The sequence below is a fragment of the Bradyrhizobium paxllaeri genome, assembly GCF_001693515.2.
GTDB lineage: Bacteria > Pseudomonadota > Alphaproteobacteria > Rhizobiales > Xanthobacteraceae > Bradyrhizobium > Bradyrhizobium paxllaeri.
In genome coordinates this window covers 538,257-554,953 of the sequence record NZ_CP042968.1, presented here as the reverse complement: position 1 = coordinate 554,953, position 16,697 = coordinate 538,257, and the positions used below count along the sequence as shown (strand labels likewise).

At 64.3% G+C, this 16,697-nt stretch carries 14 protein-coding genes; 10 read left to right on the top strand and 4 right to left on the bottom strand.

Annotated elements, in window-relative coordinates:
* Positions 1-98: 98 nt before the first annotated feature.
* Both LMTR21_RS02600 and LMTR21_RS02595 read left to right on the top strand, forming a co-directional pair.
* Positions 99-500, top strand: a complete 402-nt coding sequence (locus tag LMTR21_RS02600; protein WP_024339151.1) for a PTS sugar transporter subunit IIA — start codon at positions 99-101, stop codon at positions 498-500.
* The gene (locus LMTR21_RS02595) at positions 497-823 is read left to right on the top strand and encodes an HPr family phosphocarrier protein (protein ID WP_057839662.1); all 327 of its coding nucleotides are present in this window, start codon (positions 497-499) and stop codon (positions 821-823) included. The genes LMTR21_RS02600 and LMTR21_RS02595 overlap by 4 nt, the downstream gene beginning before the upstream one ends.
* Before the next feature lie 162 nt (positions 824-985).
* Here the strand turns inward: LMTR21_RS02595 and LMTR21_RS02590 are convergent, their stop codons facing one another.
* Complete coding sequence (locus LMTR21_RS02590) at positions 986-1,783, bottom strand: SDR family NAD(P)-dependent oxidoreductase (protein ID WP_148635927.1); 798 nt, start codon at positions 1,781-1,783, stop codon at positions 986-988.
* A gap of 28 nt (positions 1,784-1,811) precedes the next feature.
* Positions 1,812-3,410: a glycosyltransferase family 39 protein gene (locus LMTR21_RS02585; RefSeq protein ID WP_065751757.1), complete on the bottom strand. Its 1,599-nt coding sequence runs from the start codon at positions 3,408-3,410 to the stop codon at positions 1,812-1,814.
* 115 nt (positions 3,411-3,525) lie between these two features.
* Between LMTR21_RS02585 and lepA the strand changes: the two genes are divergently transcribed.
* The 6 genes from lepA (at position 3,526) to LMTR21_RS02555 (ending at position 11,139) form a co-directional block, all read left to right on the top strand.
* Positions 3,526-5,337, top strand: coding sequence for a translation elongation factor 4 (gene lepA / locus LMTR21_RS02580; protein WP_065751756.1), 1,812 nt, complete (start codon positions 3,526-3,528; stop codon positions 5,335-5,337).
* Positions 5,338-5,562: 225 nt separating this feature from the next.
* Positions 5,563-6,798, top strand: coding sequence for an MFS transporter (locus tag LMTR21_RS02575; RefSeq protein ID WP_065751755.1), 1,236 nt, complete (start codon positions 5,563-5,565; stop codon positions 6,796-6,798).
* Positions 6,799-6,841: 43 nt separating this feature from the next.
* Positions 6,842-8,014 carry an acyl-CoA dehydrogenase family protein gene (locus tag LMTR21_RS02570; RefSeq protein WP_065751754.1) on the top strand — a complete coding sequence of 391 codons (1,173 nt, stop codon included), beginning with the start codon at positions 6,842-6,844 and terminating at the stop codon, positions 8,012-8,014.
* A 104-nt stretch (positions 8,015-8,118) separates the two neighbouring features.
* Complete coding sequence (locus LMTR21_RS02565) at positions 8,119-10,086, top strand: methyl-accepting chemotaxis protein (protein WP_065751753.1); 1,968 nt, start codon at positions 8,119-8,121, stop codon at positions 10,084-10,086.
* A 92-nt stretch (positions 10,087-10,178) separates the two neighbouring features.
* Positions 10,179-10,577 carry a hypothetical protein gene (locus LMTR21_RS02560; RefSeq protein ID WP_065751752.1) on the top strand — a complete coding sequence of 133 codons (399 nt, stop codon included), beginning with the start codon at positions 10,179-10,181 and terminating at the stop codon, positions 10,575-10,577.
* Positions 10,578-10,671: 94 nt separating this feature from the next.
* Positions 10,672-11,139 (top strand): DUF1801 domain-containing protein, encoded by a 468-nt coding sequence (locus LMTR21_RS02555; RefSeq protein WP_084030496.1) that lies wholly within the window; start codon positions 10,672-10,674, stop codon positions 11,137-11,139.
* 104 nt (positions 11,140-11,243) lie between these two features.
* Here LMTR21_RS02555 and LMTR21_RS02550 read toward each other — a convergent pair whose 3' ends face one another.
* Together LMTR21_RS02550 and LMTR21_RS02545 are read right to left on the bottom strand one after the other, a co-directional pair.
* Complete coding sequence (locus LMTR21_RS02550) at positions 11,244-13,070, bottom strand: putative bifunctional diguanylate cyclase/phosphodiesterase (protein ID WP_084030495.1); 1,827 nt, start codon at positions 13,068-13,070, stop codon at positions 11,244-11,246.
* 314 nt (positions 13,071-13,384) lie between these two features.
* Complete coding sequence (locus LMTR21_RS02545) at positions 13,385-14,563, bottom strand: FAD-dependent monooxygenase (protein WP_065751751.1); 1,179 nt, start codon at positions 14,561-14,563, stop codon at positions 13,385-13,387.
* Positions 14,564-14,684: 121 nt separating this feature from the next.
* On the opposite strand from LMTR21_RS02545, the gene LMTR21_RS02540 reads away from it, so the two are divergent.
* Together LMTR21_RS02540 and LMTR21_RS02535 are read left to right on the top strand one after the other, a co-directional pair.
* Positions 14,685-15,686, top strand: coding sequence for a Bug family tripartite tricarboxylate transporter substrate binding protein (locus tag LMTR21_RS02540; RefSeq protein WP_187399298.1), 1,002 nt, complete (start codon positions 14,685-14,687; stop codon positions 15,684-15,686).
* A gap of 203 nt (positions 15,687-15,889) precedes the next feature.
* Positions 15,890-16,693: a phytanoyl-CoA dioxygenase family protein gene (locus LMTR21_RS02535; RefSeq protein WP_065751750.1), complete on the top strand. Its 804-nt coding sequence runs from the start codon at positions 15,890-15,892 to the stop codon at positions 16,691-16,693.
* The last annotated feature ends 4 nt before the right edge of the window (positions 16,694-16,697 follow it).

Genomic DNA, 16,697 nt, shown 5'->3' with positions numbered 1-16,697 from the left:
CGGAACAATAGCCAAGATGCCCTCTTGCGCGGGGCCTCTGGATGGTCAAAGTGGCGCGTTCGTGCGGTGCACCAAAAAGCACCCGCGAGGAGTTTCCGATGATTGGTCTAGTGCTTGTGACCCATGGGCGCCTTGCCGACGAGTTCAAGGCGGCGCTCGAACATGTCATGGGTCCGCAAAAACAAATCGAAGCCATCACGATTGGAGCCGAGGACGACTCCGATCTTTGTCGAAGCGATATCATTGAAGCGGTGAATCGCGTTGACAGCGGCGATGGTGTCGCCATCCTTACCGACATGTTTGGCGGCACCCCTTCCAACCTAGCGATTTCCTGCATGAGCCGCCCGAAGGTGGAGGTGCTCGCAGGCATCAATCTTCCCATGCTGGTCAAGCTTGCCAAGGTGCGCGAGGAGCGCTCGCTTCCCGATGCCATCGCCATGGCGCAGGAAGCCGGGCGCAAATACGTCACCATCGCGAGCCGCGTGCTCGCCGGCAAATGAGCGACGACGCCGCGCCCGGAAAGGAACTCGGGTCCGGCGTGCCGGCCGGCGCCATCTCGCGGGAACTTCTCATCATCAACAAGCGCGGCCTGCATGCGCGGGCCTCGGCCAAGTTCGTCCAGATGGTCGAGCGCTTCAACGCCGAGGTCTGGGTGACCCGCGGCAATGAAACCGTCGGCGGCACCTCGATCATGGGCTTGATGATGCTGGCGGCGGGGCCTGGAACCACCGTTACGGTCTCCGCGACCGGCCCCGAGGCGCAAGCCGCGGTCGATGCGATCGCCGCGCTCATTGCCGACAAGTTTAATGAAGAGGGTGTGTGAGAGGCTGAGCTGAATGGCTCTGCCTCACCTCTCCGCGCTTGCGAGGAATTTGTAGGGTGGGCAAAGGCGCGATAGCGCCGTGCCCACCATCTATCCGAGCAGCTGACACGGATGGTGGGCACGCTTTGCTTTGCCCACCCTACGGCACCACGGCCTGATAACTCAAAACGGATTCGTAACAATCCCGCCGTCGGCGCGGAGCGCGGCGCCGTTGGTGGCGCTGGAGGCTTTTGAGCAGACGTAGCAGATCAGATTCGCGACTTCTTCCGGCTTGGCATAGCGCTGCAGCAGCGACGCAGGGCGGCGTTCGCTGAAGGTGCGCGAGACGAGATCGTCGACGGTCGTTCCCGCGGCTTTCGCCCGCGCGGCCAGACGCACCGGCGCCATCTCGACCCAGGTCGGGCCGGGCATCACCGAATTCACGGTGACGTTGGTGCCCCTGGTCGTCTCGGCTGCGCCGCGCGCGATGACGAGCTGCGCCGATTTCGAAAAACCGTAATGCACCATCTCCTTCGGAATGAAGACGCCGGATTCGCTGGAGACGAACACGACGCGGCCCCAGTCCTTGTGATCCAGCATCCGCTTCAGATAATGCCGCGTCAGCCGCACCCCGCTCATCACGTTGACTTCGAACATTTTTGACCAATCGGCATCCTCGATCTCGAAGAAGCCCTTTGGTTCGTAGATGCCGAGATTGTTGACGAGGATGTCGACATCGGGGAATTGCGCCACCAGCGCAGCACAGCCCGCCGCATCGCCGAGGTCGAACGCCGCCGCATGCACCTTGGCCGACGGTGCCGCCGCTTGGACTTTTGCCACGGCCTTGTCGACCGCCGTCTGCTCACGCCCGTTGACGATCACCGCCGCGCCCATCTGCGCAAGGCCAATGGCCGTTGCAAGCCCGATGCCGCGCGTCGAGCCGGTAACCAGCGCCGTCTTGTCCGTCAGATCGAGATTCATGCGTTGCCCCTCACGTTTCTAGCCGCAGCTACTTGGCCGGCGGCACGATGTAGATGTTCCAGGCCGTCGCGGGGCCGGGGTGACCTAAGAAGAATCGCCGCGTGGTCATCACCATGCGTTCGGCATTGGCGGCATGGGTCTTCATCCACGCCTCGCATTTTTCCAGCTTCCAGTCGCCGGTTTCGCAGATGCCGATGAAGCCGGATCGCTTCGCTTCGTCGAGCGAGGTCAGGCCCGACGACCACGGTTCGTCCGGCGTCAGTGACGCCGGATGATCGGGGCTGTAGAAGGTGACGGGCTGGCCGGTATCGGTATAGGCGGCGACCACCGGCCAATGCGATCGGAAGCGGGTGTGCCAGGCTTCCGTCAGTTCGCGGGCAAGTTCGGAGCGCGCCCGGTAGGTCGCGCCTGCCGTGCGCTTTTCGCTGAGTTCATAGGCGACGATCCTGGGCGATATCGCCAGCACAATCAGCGAAATCACCAGCCAGGTCGCCGTCAGGTTCATCAGCGCGACTTTCCGGACCCGCACCGCTGATATCGCGACCAGCGCGAGCGGTGTCAGGAAGAACAGCGGGATACCCCAATCGGTCTTGAGGTAGAAATGCAGGATCAACGCACCGAGCGGCGGCCCGACCGCCACCACGGCCTGGATGATCCAGACATTGAGCGCCTGGGACGTGTTCACGCCTGAATTGGCGCCGCGCGCGAAAGCCGGAAACGGCGTCAAACGCCACGGCCGCCACATCAGCGCGATCGCACCGAGCACCACCGGCAAGGCCAGCAATGCGAGATTATGTCCGATATAGCCCACCACGAGCTCGTTGATCGTGGTGCGGTCGGTAAGCGTATAGGTGTCACCGGCATAGGTGAACGGAACGAAGTTCACCTGCTCCAGCCACATCAAATGCGGAAACATCGCGACGACGAGCGTGACGATAGCGACCCACGGCGCCGGCGAACGCAGGAACTGCAGGCGCGCGGGATGGATCAGCGCGGCAAGGCCGATGGCGCCGATCATGGTAACCGCCCAGTATTTGGTCATCAGCGCCAGCGCGCCGGCAAGCCCGAGCCACACACCGGATCTGATGCTGCGCTTTTCAAACGCATCGAGATAGGCCAGCACGACGAGCGGCAGCGTGACGAGCTGCAACAGGTCGGGATTGTACTTGAAGCCCTTGAAATTGAAGATCGGATAGAGCGCGAGCATCACCACGACGAAGAACGCGCGGCGATGATCCACCACGCGCAGCGCCAGCCACCAGCAGATCACGAGCCCACAGGCCAGCGTCGCCATCGCCAGCGCATAGCTTGACCAGTCGGTGACCGGAAACAGCATGAACCAGGCGCCGGCAACCCATCCGGAGAGCGGCGGATGCTTGCCATAGCCGAGCAGGAACTTCTGGCCCCAGGCGAAGGCCTCCGCGACGTCCATATGGACGTCCTGCCCGGTCTTCAGGTTGACCAGAATCAGCGTCCACAGCACGGCGTGGACCACGGCAAAGCCGGTCACCAGCCAGAGCCCAGCCTTGGGATCGCTGGCCTGCGAGGCCAGCCACGCTGTCAGCCTTTGGATCGATGGGAAACGCCTGCCGCGCGCGGCCGCGGGCGAAATGGATGCAGTGGACATGGCCCACTCCGTAGCGTGTTTTGGGGCCGAGTGGAATCAGCTTGCCGTGAAGAAACCCCCTTAAAATACAGCAAGATGGTTGCCGCACAGGAGCGTGAATGCTATCCCGCGCCCCATGACAACCTCGTCCATTTCCAACATCCGCAACTTCTCCATCGTCGCCCATATCGACCATGGCAAATCGACGCTGGCCGATCGCCTGATCCAGATGACGGGCGGGCTGACAGATCGCGAAATGGCGGGCAAGGAACAGGTGCTCGATTCCATGGATATCGAGCGCGAGCGCGGCATCACCATCAAGGCGCAGACGGTGCGGCTGAACTACCGCGCCAAGGACGGCAAGGATTACATCTTCAACCTGATGGACACGCCCGGCCATGTCGACTTCGCCTACGAAGTCTCGCGGTCGCTGGCGGCCTGCGAGGGATCGCTGCTCGTGGTCGACGCCAGCCAGGGCGTGGAAGCGCAGACGCTCGCCAACGTCTATCAGGCGCTCGACAACAATCACGAGATCGTGCCGGTCCTCAACAAGGTCGACCTGCCGGCGGCCGAGCCCGACAAGGTCAAGCAGCAGATCGAGGACGTGATCGGCATCGACGCCTCCGACGCCGTGATGATCTCGGCCAAGACCGGGCTCGGCGTGCCCGACGTATTGGAAGCCATCGTCACCCGCCTGCCGCCGCCAAAGGGCGACCGCGATGCGACGCTGAAGGCGCTGCTGGTCGATAGCTGGTACGACGTCTATCTCGGCGTCGTCGTGCTCATTCGGGTGGTCAACGGCACCATGAAGAAGGGCCAGCGCATCCGCATGATGGGCACCAACGCGGCCTACGACGTCGAGCGCGTCGGCTTCTTCACGCCGAAGATGCAGCAGGTCGACGAGCTCGGCCCCGGCGAGATCGGCTTCATCACCGCGGCGATCAAGGAAGTCGCCGACACCCGCGTCGGCGACACCATCACCGACGACAAGAAGCCGGTCACCGAAATGCTGCCGGGCTTCAAGCCGGCGATCCCCGTGGTGTTCTGCGGCCTGTTCCCGGTCGACGCCGACGATTTCGAAACGCTGCGCGCGGCGATGGGCAAGCTGCGGCTGAACGACGCGAGTTTCTCGTTCGAGATGGAAACTTCCGCGGCCCTCGGCTTCGGCTTCCGCTGCGGCTTCCTCGGTCTGTTGCATCTGGAAATCATCCAGGAGCGGCTGTCGCGCGAGTTCGACCTCAACCTGATCGCGACTGCGCCAAGCGTGATCTACAAGATGCACCTGACCGACGGCCAGGAAATCGAGATCCACAATCCCGTCGACATGCCCGACGTCGTCAAAATTGCCGACATCGAGGAGCCGTGGATCGAGGCGACGATCCTCACGCCGGACGAATATCTCGGCAGCGTGCTGAAGCTGTGTCAGGATCGACGCGGCTCGCAGAAGGAGCTCACCTACGTCGGCTCCCGCGCGATGGTGAAATACGATCTGCCGCTCAACGAAGTGGTGTTCGATTTCTACGACCGGCTGAAGTCGGTGTCGAAGGGCTACGCCTCGTTCGACTATCATCTGACCGACTACAAGGTGGCCGATCTCGTCAAGATGCAGATCCTCGTCAACGCCGAGCCGGTCGACGCGCTGTCGATGCTGGTGCACCGCACCCGCGCCGAAGGCCGCGGCCGCGCCATGGTCGAGAAGATGAAGGAACTGATTCCGCCGCACATGTTCCAGATCCCGATCCAGGCCGCGATCGGCGGCAAGGTGATCGCCCGCGAAACCGTCCGCGCGCTCCGCAAGGACGTCACCGCCAAGTGCTACGGCGGCGACATCACCCGCAAACGCAAGCTTCTGGAGAAGCAGAAGGAAGGCAAGAAGAAGATGCGGCAGTTCGGCAAGGTCGACATCCCGCAGGAAGCATTTATCGCGGCGCTGAAGGTGGATAGCTGAGGCGTCCGTCGCGAAGCACTGACGATCTCGTGAGCCGGGTGTGGCGCCTCTCCGATGTGGGCCTGGACACAAAATCGCGAAAACAACCCCATGCAAAGTAGAACGGGTGCCGACCGCCGTCGCGACGGATCGCTGTCAACAGCCGCGTTCGTCTTGCCCTCGCAGGCCGGATAGGCCACCATCGCCCCCGCTCAGATCATAATTACAAAAAGAGCGGGGAATCGCATGGGCAAGTCCGCCGGGTCTTCCTACGGCTGGGTCGTGGTCGGCGCCGGTGCGCTGATGACGTGCGTGGCGTTCGGCTCGATGCTGTCGCTTGCCGTGTTCCTGCAGCCAATTTCGCACGACATGGGCTGGTCGCGCAGCGGCATCTCGGCGGCCGCGACGATCGACTTTCTCGCGATGGGGCTGGCGGCGTTCTTCTGGGGCACGCTGTCCGACCGCTTCGGCACCCGCATCGTGGTGCTCTCGGGTACGCTGCTGCTCGGCGCCGGCCTGATCGGCGCGAGCCAGGCCACCAGCCTGTGGCAATTCCAGTTGGCGTTCGGCGTATTGATCGGCATTGCGGCCGGCAGTTTTTACGCGCCGATGGTGGCGGCCGCGAGCGCGTGGATCGAACAGCACCGGAGCCTCGCAGTGGCGCTGGTGTCGGCCGGCATGGGCGTATCGCCGCTCACCGTCGCTCCCTTCGCAAGCTGGCTGATCGCGTCCTATGACTGGCGCACGGCGATGCTGGTGATCGGCATCGTCGCTCTGGCGCTGTTGATTCCGGCCTCCTTGCTGGTGCGGCAGCCGCCGGAGCCTTCAACGCCCGAGGCAGCAAACGGAACCGACGCGCCCGACGGGCAGTGGACCGTCGCGCAGGCGCTGCGAACACCGCAATTCATCATTCTGGCAGGCGCGCACTTCGCCTGCTGCGCGGCGCATTCCGGGCCGATCTTCCACTTGGTCAGCTATGCCATGGTCTGCGGTATCGCGCCGCTAACGGCGGTCACGGTCTACAGCCTCGCGGGATTTTCCGGTCTCGGCGGCCGGCTGCTGCTCGGCGTGCTGGCCGATCGCTTCGGCGCCAAGCACATTCTGGTCGGCGGCTTGTTCGTGCAGGCGCTGTCGATCGCCACCTACCTCGCGGTCGGCCAGCTCGGCGAATTCTACGCGCTGTCGGTGGTCTTCGGCCTCGCCTATGGCGGCGTGATGCCACTCTATGCCGTGCTGGTGCGCGAATATTTCGGCGTGCGCATCATGGGCAGCATGTTCGGCGCCGTCTCCGCCTTTGCTAGCCTCGGCATGGCGCTGGGGCCGCTGGCCGGCGGATGGGTGTTCGACACCTTCCACGCCTACAACTGGCTTTACGTCGGCTCGTTCGCCATCGGCATGGCGGCCGTCGCGGTGGCGTTGAGCTTCCCGTCAGCGAAGCGGCCGCCGCAATCGTCGCTCGATCTGGGGCGGGCGACGGTGTGAGAACCGAGAGCAACCCAAGAAAAAGAAAAATGCGAGGAAACGCATGAACAGGCAGCCCGGGATCGACCTCGTGGAACGCGCGCGGGCGCTGGCGCCATTGATCGTGAACGAGGCGGACGAGATCGAGCGGACGCGACGGCTGACCCCGGCGGTAACGGCGGCGCTGATCGAGAACGGGCTTTACCGCGCACTGCTGCCGAAGAGTTTTGGCGGCGCCGAGGCTTCGCTTGAAGCGTTCATGCAGATGCAGGAGGAGGTAGCAAAAGCCGACGCCTCGACCGCGTGGTGCCTCGGCCAGTGCAGCGTCTGTGCGATGACCGCGGCCTATCTCGATCCTGACGCTGCCAACGAGATCTTCAACGTCGCGCCCGGCATTCTCGCATGGGGCGCGATCAATCATGAAGTGCAGGCGGTTCCGGGCGGCTACAAGGCCAGTGCGCGTTGGGACTTTGCTTCCGGCTCGCGGCAGGCGAGCTGGCTCGGCGCCCATGTCCGCGTCGTCGAGGCCGACGGCACGCCGCGGCGCAAGAAGGACGGCTCCGCCGAAATTCGCACCATCCTGTTTCCGGTGACCAGCGCCACGATGCACGACGTCTGGGACGTGATCGGGTTGCGGGGCACCGGCACCGATTCCTATTCGGTCGACAATCTCTTCATCCCGGAAAAATTCGCAGCGCTTCGCGACGAGCCGGCGGCGCGGCGCGAAAGCGGGCCGCTATACAAGCTCTCCACCAACATGGTGTTCGGCATGGGCTTTGCGGCAACCTCGCTCGGCGTCGCCCGCGCCACGCTCGATGCGGCGATTGACCTTGCCCGCGCCAAGACCCCGCAGGCGCTGAAGGCGATGCGCGACAACAATGCCGTGCAGGGATTGATCGGCCGCACCGAGGCGCAATGGCGCGGCGCCCGCGCCTATCTGTATTCGACCGCCGCCGAGGTCTGGCGCGACCTGTCGGGCGGCGAGGCCATCACGGAAGCGCACCGCATCGCCCTTCGCATCGCCACCACCTGGACCATCCATCAATCGGCCGCCGTGGTCGACACCGCCTATCGCATGGCCGGCGCCACCGCCGTGTTCAACGCCAACGGGTTCGAGCGCCGCTTTCGCGACATGCATGCGATCGCACAGCAGATCCAGGGCCGCGACGCGCATTACGAGGATGCGGGCAAGGCGATCCTATCAGGCAATCTCGACACCCCACCGACGATGCGGTGATGGATTTCAGTCCGTAGTTCTACGGACCTGCCAGCGCCCCCTGTTGTTAAACAATTCATGAAATCTCTTGGGAAGCCTCGCCCCTGGAGCATTGCGTATTTCTCATGTTCAAGATTCGTTCGATCGCCGTTCGACTGATCCTCGCCATTTCGCTGACGGTGGCCGTCGCCTGCGGCATCCTCGGAACCTTCTCGATCATCCAGCAACGCTCGCTGACACAGCTCGCACTCGATCAGCAGCTCAAACTGCAATATGACAGCGTGATCGCCGCGATCGACTATGAGGGGCGGGCCGCGCTCGCGGTCTCATCCGTGATCGCAGCCCTGCCGCCTGTCGCTGATGCCCTCGCAAAGACCGACCGCGATGCATTGGGCAAGCTGCTCGGCGAGGCCCTGGAGCCGATGAAAGCGCAGGGCATCCCGCTGATCTCGTTCTGGCGGGCGCCTGCGATTTCCGTCTACCGTGTCCATGCGCCAAAAGTGTTCGACGACGATGCTTCCGCACGGCGCTCCACCGTGGTGGAAGCGATCAAGACCGGCAAGTCCATCGTCGGCGTCGAGCCCGGCCGCGAGGCGCTCTCGATCTTCGGCATGACGCCGATCGTGCGTGACGGCAAGACGCTGGCCAATGTCGACGTCGGCGCCGCCTTCGGCAAGGAATTCGTCGATCGCGCCAAGAAGCGCTTCGGCATCGACCTTGCGGTCTATTCATACGACGGCAAGGCCTTCAAGAAGCTGTCCACGACCTTCGGCGACGAAGCGGTTACGACCGCCGACGAGCTCAAGGGCGTGTTCGACGGCCAGCCGTTGCGCCGGGACGCCACGATTGGCGGCCGGCCCGCCGCGCTCTATCTCGGGCAGATCAAGAACTACGCCGGCCAACCGGTCGGCATTCTCGAGATCATCAAGGATACGACCGAGTATGAAGCAGCGGCGGCGAGCTCGCAGCGCAACCTGATCCTCGGTACGGTCGCCATCCTGTTTGGCGCGATCGTGCTGGCGTTCCTGCTCGGTCGCGGCCTGTCGCGTCCGTTGGCCGCGATCACGGCGGTCATGAACCGCCTTTCCGGCGGCGAGATCGACGTCACGATTCCCGGCCGCGAGCGCCGCGACGAACTCGGCACCATGGCGAGCGCGGTCGATGTGTTCCGCCGCAGCATGATCGAGGCGCGCGGGATGCGCGAGGCGCAGGAAGCCACCAAGCAGCAGGCTGAACTCGAGAAGAAGGCCATGCAGCGCCAGATGGCCGATCGCTTCGAGACCGACGTCAAGAGCGTCGTCGCCGCGGTCGCGCAGGCAACAACCGACATGCAGCGCGTGGCCGGCGAGATCGCGACCAGCGTGAACGGCACCTCGCACCGGGCCGCCGCCGCGGCGGCCGCTTCCGACGAGGCATCCGCCAGCGTCAATGCGGTTGCCGCCGCGACCGAGGAGCTGGCGTCCTCGGTGGCCGAGATCGGCCGCCAGGTCACCCATTCCAGCCAGGTCGCCGATAACGCCGTGATCAAGGCCGGACAGACCACCGAGATGGTGAGCAGCCTCGCCTCCGCGGCGGAAAAGATCGGCGACGTGCTTCGCCTGATCGGGGCGATCGCCAGCCAGACCAACTTGCTGGCGCTGAACGCGACCATCGAGGCGGCACGCGCCGGCGAGGCCGGCCGCGGCTTTGCCGTCGTCGCATCCGAGGTCAAGCAGCTTGCCAGCCAGACCGCGAAGGCGACCGAGGAAATCGCCGGGCAGGTCGCGGCGATTCAATCCGCGACCGGCGACTGCGTGAAGGCGATCGGCGGCATCAGCGACACCATCCGCGAAATCAGCGCTATTGCCACCACCATCGCCGCAGCCGTGGAAGAGCAGGATTCGGCGACGCGGGAAATCGCCCGCAGCGTCCAGCAGGCGGCCACCGGCACCGGCGAAGTCTCGGTCAACGTGAGCGGCGCCAGCCAGTCTGCCGACCAGTCGCGCGCCCTCGCCGATAATGTGGCGAGCGCAACCGACCAGCTCGGCCAGCAAGCGAGCGCGCTGTACAAGAGCGTCGACACGTTCCTGGCAGGCCTGCGCGACGCCGCTTAGGGATCCGTAGCGACCGATCACCTCCGCCGCTTTCGGAACCCCCTCGCCGTGTATGCGTTGCGCTTCAATGGCAACAGCGAGGGAGATGACCCATGCCCCGCGGCGATAAATCGAGCTACACCAACAAGCAGAAACGCAAGGCCGAGCATATCGAGGAAGGTTACGAGAAGCGTGGCATCGGCAGGAAGGAAGCCGAGCGGCGCGCCTGGGCGACCGTCAACAAGGAAACCGGCGGCGGCAACAAGAGCGGCTCGGGACGCGGCGTAAAGGACACCAACGTCTCAGCGAAAAAGGGTGGCCGGATCGGCGGCCCGCGCGGCGGCAAGGCCGCGGCACGTCGGCCCGCGGCAGCGCGATCCCGCTCGGCGAAGAAGGCCGCTGCCACGCGCAAGCGAAAGGCAGCGGCAAGGTCTAGCGCCCGCAAGACAACGCGATCCAGCGCACGCAAGACGTCGCGATCCGGCGCGCGCAAGACTGCGCGACGGCGCTAGGCGTTTCGTTTCCGCTTCCGCCGGATTGCATCCTGCTCTAGGCTGCGCGCGACAGCTCTTGGCAGTCAGACCTTGGCAGGATGCGCGGACCTCCATGAAAGCTACGGCACGGAAGAAAGCGGCAAAGCGTAGCGCCGGCCGGCCGTCGATTGCGGCTGCGAATGCCGCGGTAGAAGCCGTCTTCAGCACCTATCCCGGTCCGGTCAAGGCGAAGCTATCGGCGCTGCGCCAGCTGATCTTCGATACCGCCAAGACGACCAACGGCGTCGGCGCGCTGGAAGAGACGCTGAAATGGGGTCAGCCGAGCTATCTCACGACCGAGAGCAAGAGCGGCAGCACGATCCGGATCGACCAGGTGAAGGCGGAAGCCGGCCGCTACGCGGTCTATTTCCACTGCCAGACCGATCTGGTCGAGACCTTTCGCGAGCTCTATCCGGAACTGCGCTACAGCGGCAACCGCGCCATTCTACTCGACGCCGGCGAGAAGCTTCCCGAGAAAGCGCTGCGCCACTGTGTGGCGCTGGCGCTGACGTATCATGCGAGGAAGCGGAAGGAGAGATGATCGTCATTCCGGGGCGATGCGAAGCATCGAACCCGGAAGCTCGAGATTCCGGGTCTGGTGCTAGCGCACCATCCCGGAATGACGCACGCCACCAATGACGAGCCTCACGCCACCAGCGCCGCACCCGCCGCGGCGCTCCAGTTACCCTGCGTCTGCAACAGGCTGACGATCTCTCCATTCGGGCGCGCGCGGCTGAACAGAAAACCCTGGCCCTCGTGGCACCCCTCGTTGCGCAGGCAGCTCACCTCGGCCTCGGTCTCGACGCCTTCGGCCGTGATCGTGACGCCGAGGCCCTTGCCGAGGCTGATGATCGAACGCACGATCGCCTGCGCGTCGGGATTGGCGGCGAGGTCGCGCACGAAGGACTGGTCGATCTTGATCTTGTCGAACGGAAAGCTGCGCAGGTAGCTCAGGCTGGAATAGCCGGTGCCGAAATCGTCCATCGAGATGCGGACGCCGAGCGCGCGTAGCGCATGCAGCGTCGCCAGCACCTCGCTGCTCTTTTCCAAGAGCAGCGTCTCGGTGATCTCGAGCTCCAGGCGCTTCGCCGGCAGGCCGGACTGCTTCAGCGTATCCACCACCAGCGACAACAGATTGCCGACGCGGAACTGCAGCGGCGACAGATTAACCGCGACGCGGACATCGTCGGGCCATTGCGCCGCATCGGTGCAGGCACGGCGCAGCATCAAGCCGCCGACGGCGTTGATCAGCCCGGTCTCCTCAGCGACGGGGATGAACTCGGCCGGCGAGATCATGCCGCGCTCGGGATGCGGCCAGCGCACCAGCGCTTCGAAGCCGGTGATGCGCCCGCTCGCAAGATCGACCAACGGCTGGTAATAGGGCCGCAGCGCATCGCCCTGGACGGCCTCGCGCAGCTCGGTTTCGATCTTGCGACGGGTCTGGGCGCGCGCGTCCATCCCGGCCTCGAAGAACGAGAACGTGCCGCGGGAATCGTTCTTGGCGCGTGACAGCGCGAGGTCGGCGTTCTTCAGAAGCTTCTCGGATTCATCACCATCGCCCGGCGACATCGCGATGCCGATGCTGGCGCTGATCACGACGGAATGCCCGTCGAGAAGATAGGGATCGCCGATCGCATCCAGCAGGCGTCGCGCCATGAACACCGCATCCTCGGGCCGCGTCACGCCGGTCAGCACGACGGCGAATTCGTCGGAGTCGAGCCGGGCCAACGCATCGTCCTTGCGCAACATCGATTGCAATCGTTTGCCGACGCCGCGCAGGAGCTTGTCGCCGACGCCATGGCCGAGCGTATCGTTGATCGCCTTGAAATGGTCGAGGCCGAGCACGAGCACCGCCACCTTCTCGGCGTTGCGGCGCGTGTGGAGCAGGATGTCGTCCATCTGCTGACGCAGCAGATTGCGGTTCGGCAGCCCGGTCAGGCCGTCATGCTGGGCCATGAATGTCAGCCGCGCCTCGGCGCGCTTGCGTTCGGTGCTGTCCATCAGCGCGAGCAGGACCGCGGGCTGGCCGCCGTAGACGAGTTGGCGCGAATAGATCGCCAGATCGATCAGCTCGCCGTCGGCCCTGACATGCTTCCAAGCGTGGGCGGCGCGCTCGTCGCCGGCATGCTCGCCGGCCCATGGCGGCTCGACGTCGAAGGCCTGCAGGTTGCGGATCGTCAACTTCTCGAATTCGCTGCGGCCATAACCGTAATGGGCAATGGCAGCGTCATTGACGGCGAGGATTCGTTCGTCACCCTGCGCGCACACGATCATCGGAACCGGGTTGCTATCGAACAGCAGCCGGAACGACGCCTCGCGCTGCTTCAACTCGGTGATGTTGGCGCGCAGGCCGATGATGTCGCGGTCTTCGCGGCTGGTTGAAAGCTTCGCAGCGGGCTTTGCCGGCCGGCCGGGAAAACGCACAATCGACTTCTTCGGTTTCCCGGTTGCTTTCGGCTTCTTCTTCGGCATTACAACGCTCTACTCGCACTTTGCGCGCAAAGTTTTCAGACAAGTCTCTGAAAAAAAGGTATCTCTTGTCGTAGAAACTTCTGTTGTGCATGGCGACGCGCCGCCTGATGAAGTGGTCGCACACACGCCTTGCGTGTGTCGGCTCAATACGGACCACAGATGCACGCGGCAAAATCGAAGCGTGGCTGCCGGGACACTGGCACTCGCGCCGTGGGTGCACAAGGAATGCGCGAAACGCCGCGCGTGCGCATAAAATGTCCGTCAATGGCCGGGAAGGTTATTGCACGGTTAATGCGATCGCGCGCAACGCCTGTTCAGCCCAGGGAAGCTGCCGCCGCTTGCGCCTCCGGCACCACGTCGTGGTCGTAAAGCCGCCTGCGGAACGCTGCATGGGCTGATATCTCGGCATCGCGAACGCCGAGATCGGCGTAGGTTGAGTCGTAGCGCATCCCGTTCTCGCGCGCGCCGCGCTGGACCGCCGCCACCCGCTCGCGCCGCAGCCGCTCATAAGCCGATAACGCAGCCGGTACATCGGCGCGCGTCACCCGCGCCAGAATGGTCGCCAGCGCCATGCCGTCCTCGATCGACTGGTTGGCGCCCTGACCGAGATGCGGCAGCATCGGATGCGCGGCATCGCCGAGCAGTGTCAAGCGACCGCGAGTCCAGGTTGGCAGCGGCTCGCGATCATACAGCGCCCAGCGGAACGTCTTGTCGACCTGGCTCAACAACGTGGCGATGCGCGGGTCCCAGCCCTCGAACTCGCGGCGCAGCACGTCCGCGTCGCCGGGCGCCGACCAGGATTCCTTCATTTCTGCATCGGCCGGCACGAAGCCGACATAGTTGATCAGTTCACCCGATCGCACCGGAAAGGAGAGGAAATGCTTTCCCTTGCCGAGCCACATCTGCCAGCGATCGGTCGGCCAGTGCGGAATGCGCCGATGCGGCAGCACGCCGCGATAGGCGACGGAGCCGTGAAAGACCGGCCGTGACGGCGGCGCCGCATATCGCCGGAGCTCCGAGTGAATACCATCAGCAGCAATGACGACATCAGCCTCAGCGACGGCGCCATTGTCGAATGTCACCCGCGCAACTTCATCGACCTGCTCGAAACCGGTACAGCGACGGCCCGTGTGCACCACGCCGGGCGGCAAGGCGCCGGCCAGAATCTCGACCATGTCTGCGCGATGCATGCCGAAGGTCGCATTCCAGCCGGCCGAGTCCGTCACCTGAACCGGCGCGATCGGCGCGCCGTCGTGGCGAAAATAATGGGAGCCGGTGCCGACCCTGGCCCCCCGTCTTTCCACCTGATCTCCGAGGCCGACCCGCTGCAATTGCCGCACGCTGTTGGGCGTCAGAAATACCCCTGCCCCGACCTCGCCAAGCGCGGGCGCCTGCTCATAGACGGAAGCCTTGAAGCCGTGCGCGATCAGCGCGTTTGCGGCGAACAATCCGCCGATTCCGCCTCCAATGATCACGACAGTGAGCTGCGTCATCGTCCCACGCGAAAAATGTTTCGGAAGCCTGCGCGTTCAAGCTATCCTCCCTTGCTGCAAACACCAAGTGCCGGCGCCGACAGCTCAGACCGGACGGAAAACGATAGCGGGAGGAGTTTCAATGCATGGCTCCATGCCAGCGCTGCTTGCCGTCTGCCGTAAACTGGCGCTGTTGCCGCTGGCTCTCGCCTTGGCCGCGCATTTTTCAACGCATGCGTCGGCCGCGGACTATCCGGACCGCCCCGTGAAGATCGTCGTTCCCTTCCCCGCCGGCGGAACGGCCGATGCCATTCCAAGGATTGTCGGGGACTGGCTGTCGCGCAAATGGAGCCAGCCGGTGGTGATCGAAAACCGCACCGGCGCCGCAGGAAACATCGGCGCCGAACAGGTCTTTCATTCGGCACCCGACGGCTACACCCTGCTCTCCTCGCCGCCGCCGCCGCTTGCGATCAATCACAATCTGTATCCCAGGCTCGGATTCGATCCGACGAAATTCGAGCCTGTTATCGTGATGGCCAAGGTACCGAACGCGCTGATCGTCAATCCGACCAACATCAAGGCATCGAGCGTGCCCGAGTTGATCGCGTACCTGAAAGGCAAATCCGACAGGACCATCTGCGCCACGCAGGGCAACGGCACGACCTCGCATCTGACGTCGGAACTGTTTCAACTGATGGCGAAGGTGAAGATGCGGCACATTCCCTATCGCGGCTCGGCGCCTGCGCTGCAGGGGCTCGTGGCCGGCGATGTCGACGTCATGTTCGACAATCTCGGCGTCTCGCTGGCGCTGGTCCAGGCCGGCAAGCTGAAATTGCTTGCCGTGGCCTCGTCCGAGCGGCTTCCAACGCTGCCGGACGTACCGACGATATCAGAGACGCTGCCGGGTTTCGAAGCGGTCGCGTGGTACGGCATCGTCGCGCCGCCCAAGACGCCGAAAAACATCGTCGACAAGATCAACGCCGACGTGAACGAGGCCTTGCGCCAGCCCCAGGTGCAGGAGCAACTCAAGAAACTATCCGCCGGGATTTTCGGCGGCCCGGTCGACAAGTCATCCGCTTATATGCGCGAGGAAATCGACCGCTGGGCCGCGGTGATCAAATCAGCCAATATCGAGTTGCAATGAGCGCGGCTGCGTTGAACGCCGGCCGCCGGTTTGCTACACTGCAAATGCCATGATGATCCGCACCTCCCATATCGCTTCGGTCTTCTTCCTCGCGCGCTGACGCGTTGCCCGCTAAGGCGGGCGGAAGTTTTCGATAGAAACAGTCCGGCCGCACCTGCTTCGCGCAGGGCCATGGACGCTTGCCCAGCGATAAGAGGATTTTCATGCCTGACAGCAAACCAGCGCGCGCGCTCAGCGATGCGCAGATCGAGCAATTCATTCACGACGGCTTTGTTCGGATCGATCACGCCTTTCCGCGCGAACTTGCGGAGCAGGGCCGCGCCATCCTGTGGCGCGATTTGCCCTGCGACCCCGACGATCCCGCGACGTGGACTGAGCCGGTGATCCGCCTTGGATACTACGGCGACGAACCGTTCAGGAAGGCCGTCAATACCCCGCAGCTTCACACAGCCTTCGACCAGCTCGTCGGGCGGAAACGCTGGTGGCCGCGGGGCGACCTCGGAACGTTCCCGGTGCGGTTTCCGAGCCCGCGCGATCCCGGCGATGCCGGCTGGCATGTCGATGTCAGTTTCGCCGCGGAGGACGCAGGCGATAATCATGATTACGCGGCCTGGCGCGTGAACGTGACGTCTCGCGGGCGCGCGCTGCTGATGCTGTTCCTGTTCTCCGATGTTGGAGAATCCGATGCGCCCACCCGAATAAGAGCGGGCTCGCATCTGGATATGGCGCGCTTGCTCGAACCGGCCGGCGAGGCCGGCATGTCGCATCTCGTGCTGGACGAAATAGGAAGCGGCCGGCCCGAGGTGCTGGCGACCGGCGAGGCCGGCACGGTCTATTTGTGCCACCCGTTCCTCGTTCACGCCGCACAGATGCACCGGGGCTCCTCGCCGCGTTTCATGGCGCAACCGCCGCTGCACCCGGCGGAGCCGTTCAGGCTTGCGCGACCCGACGGCGATTATTCGCCGGTTGAGCGAGCCATCCGGCAGGCCTTGCAGGCGCACGGATAACAAG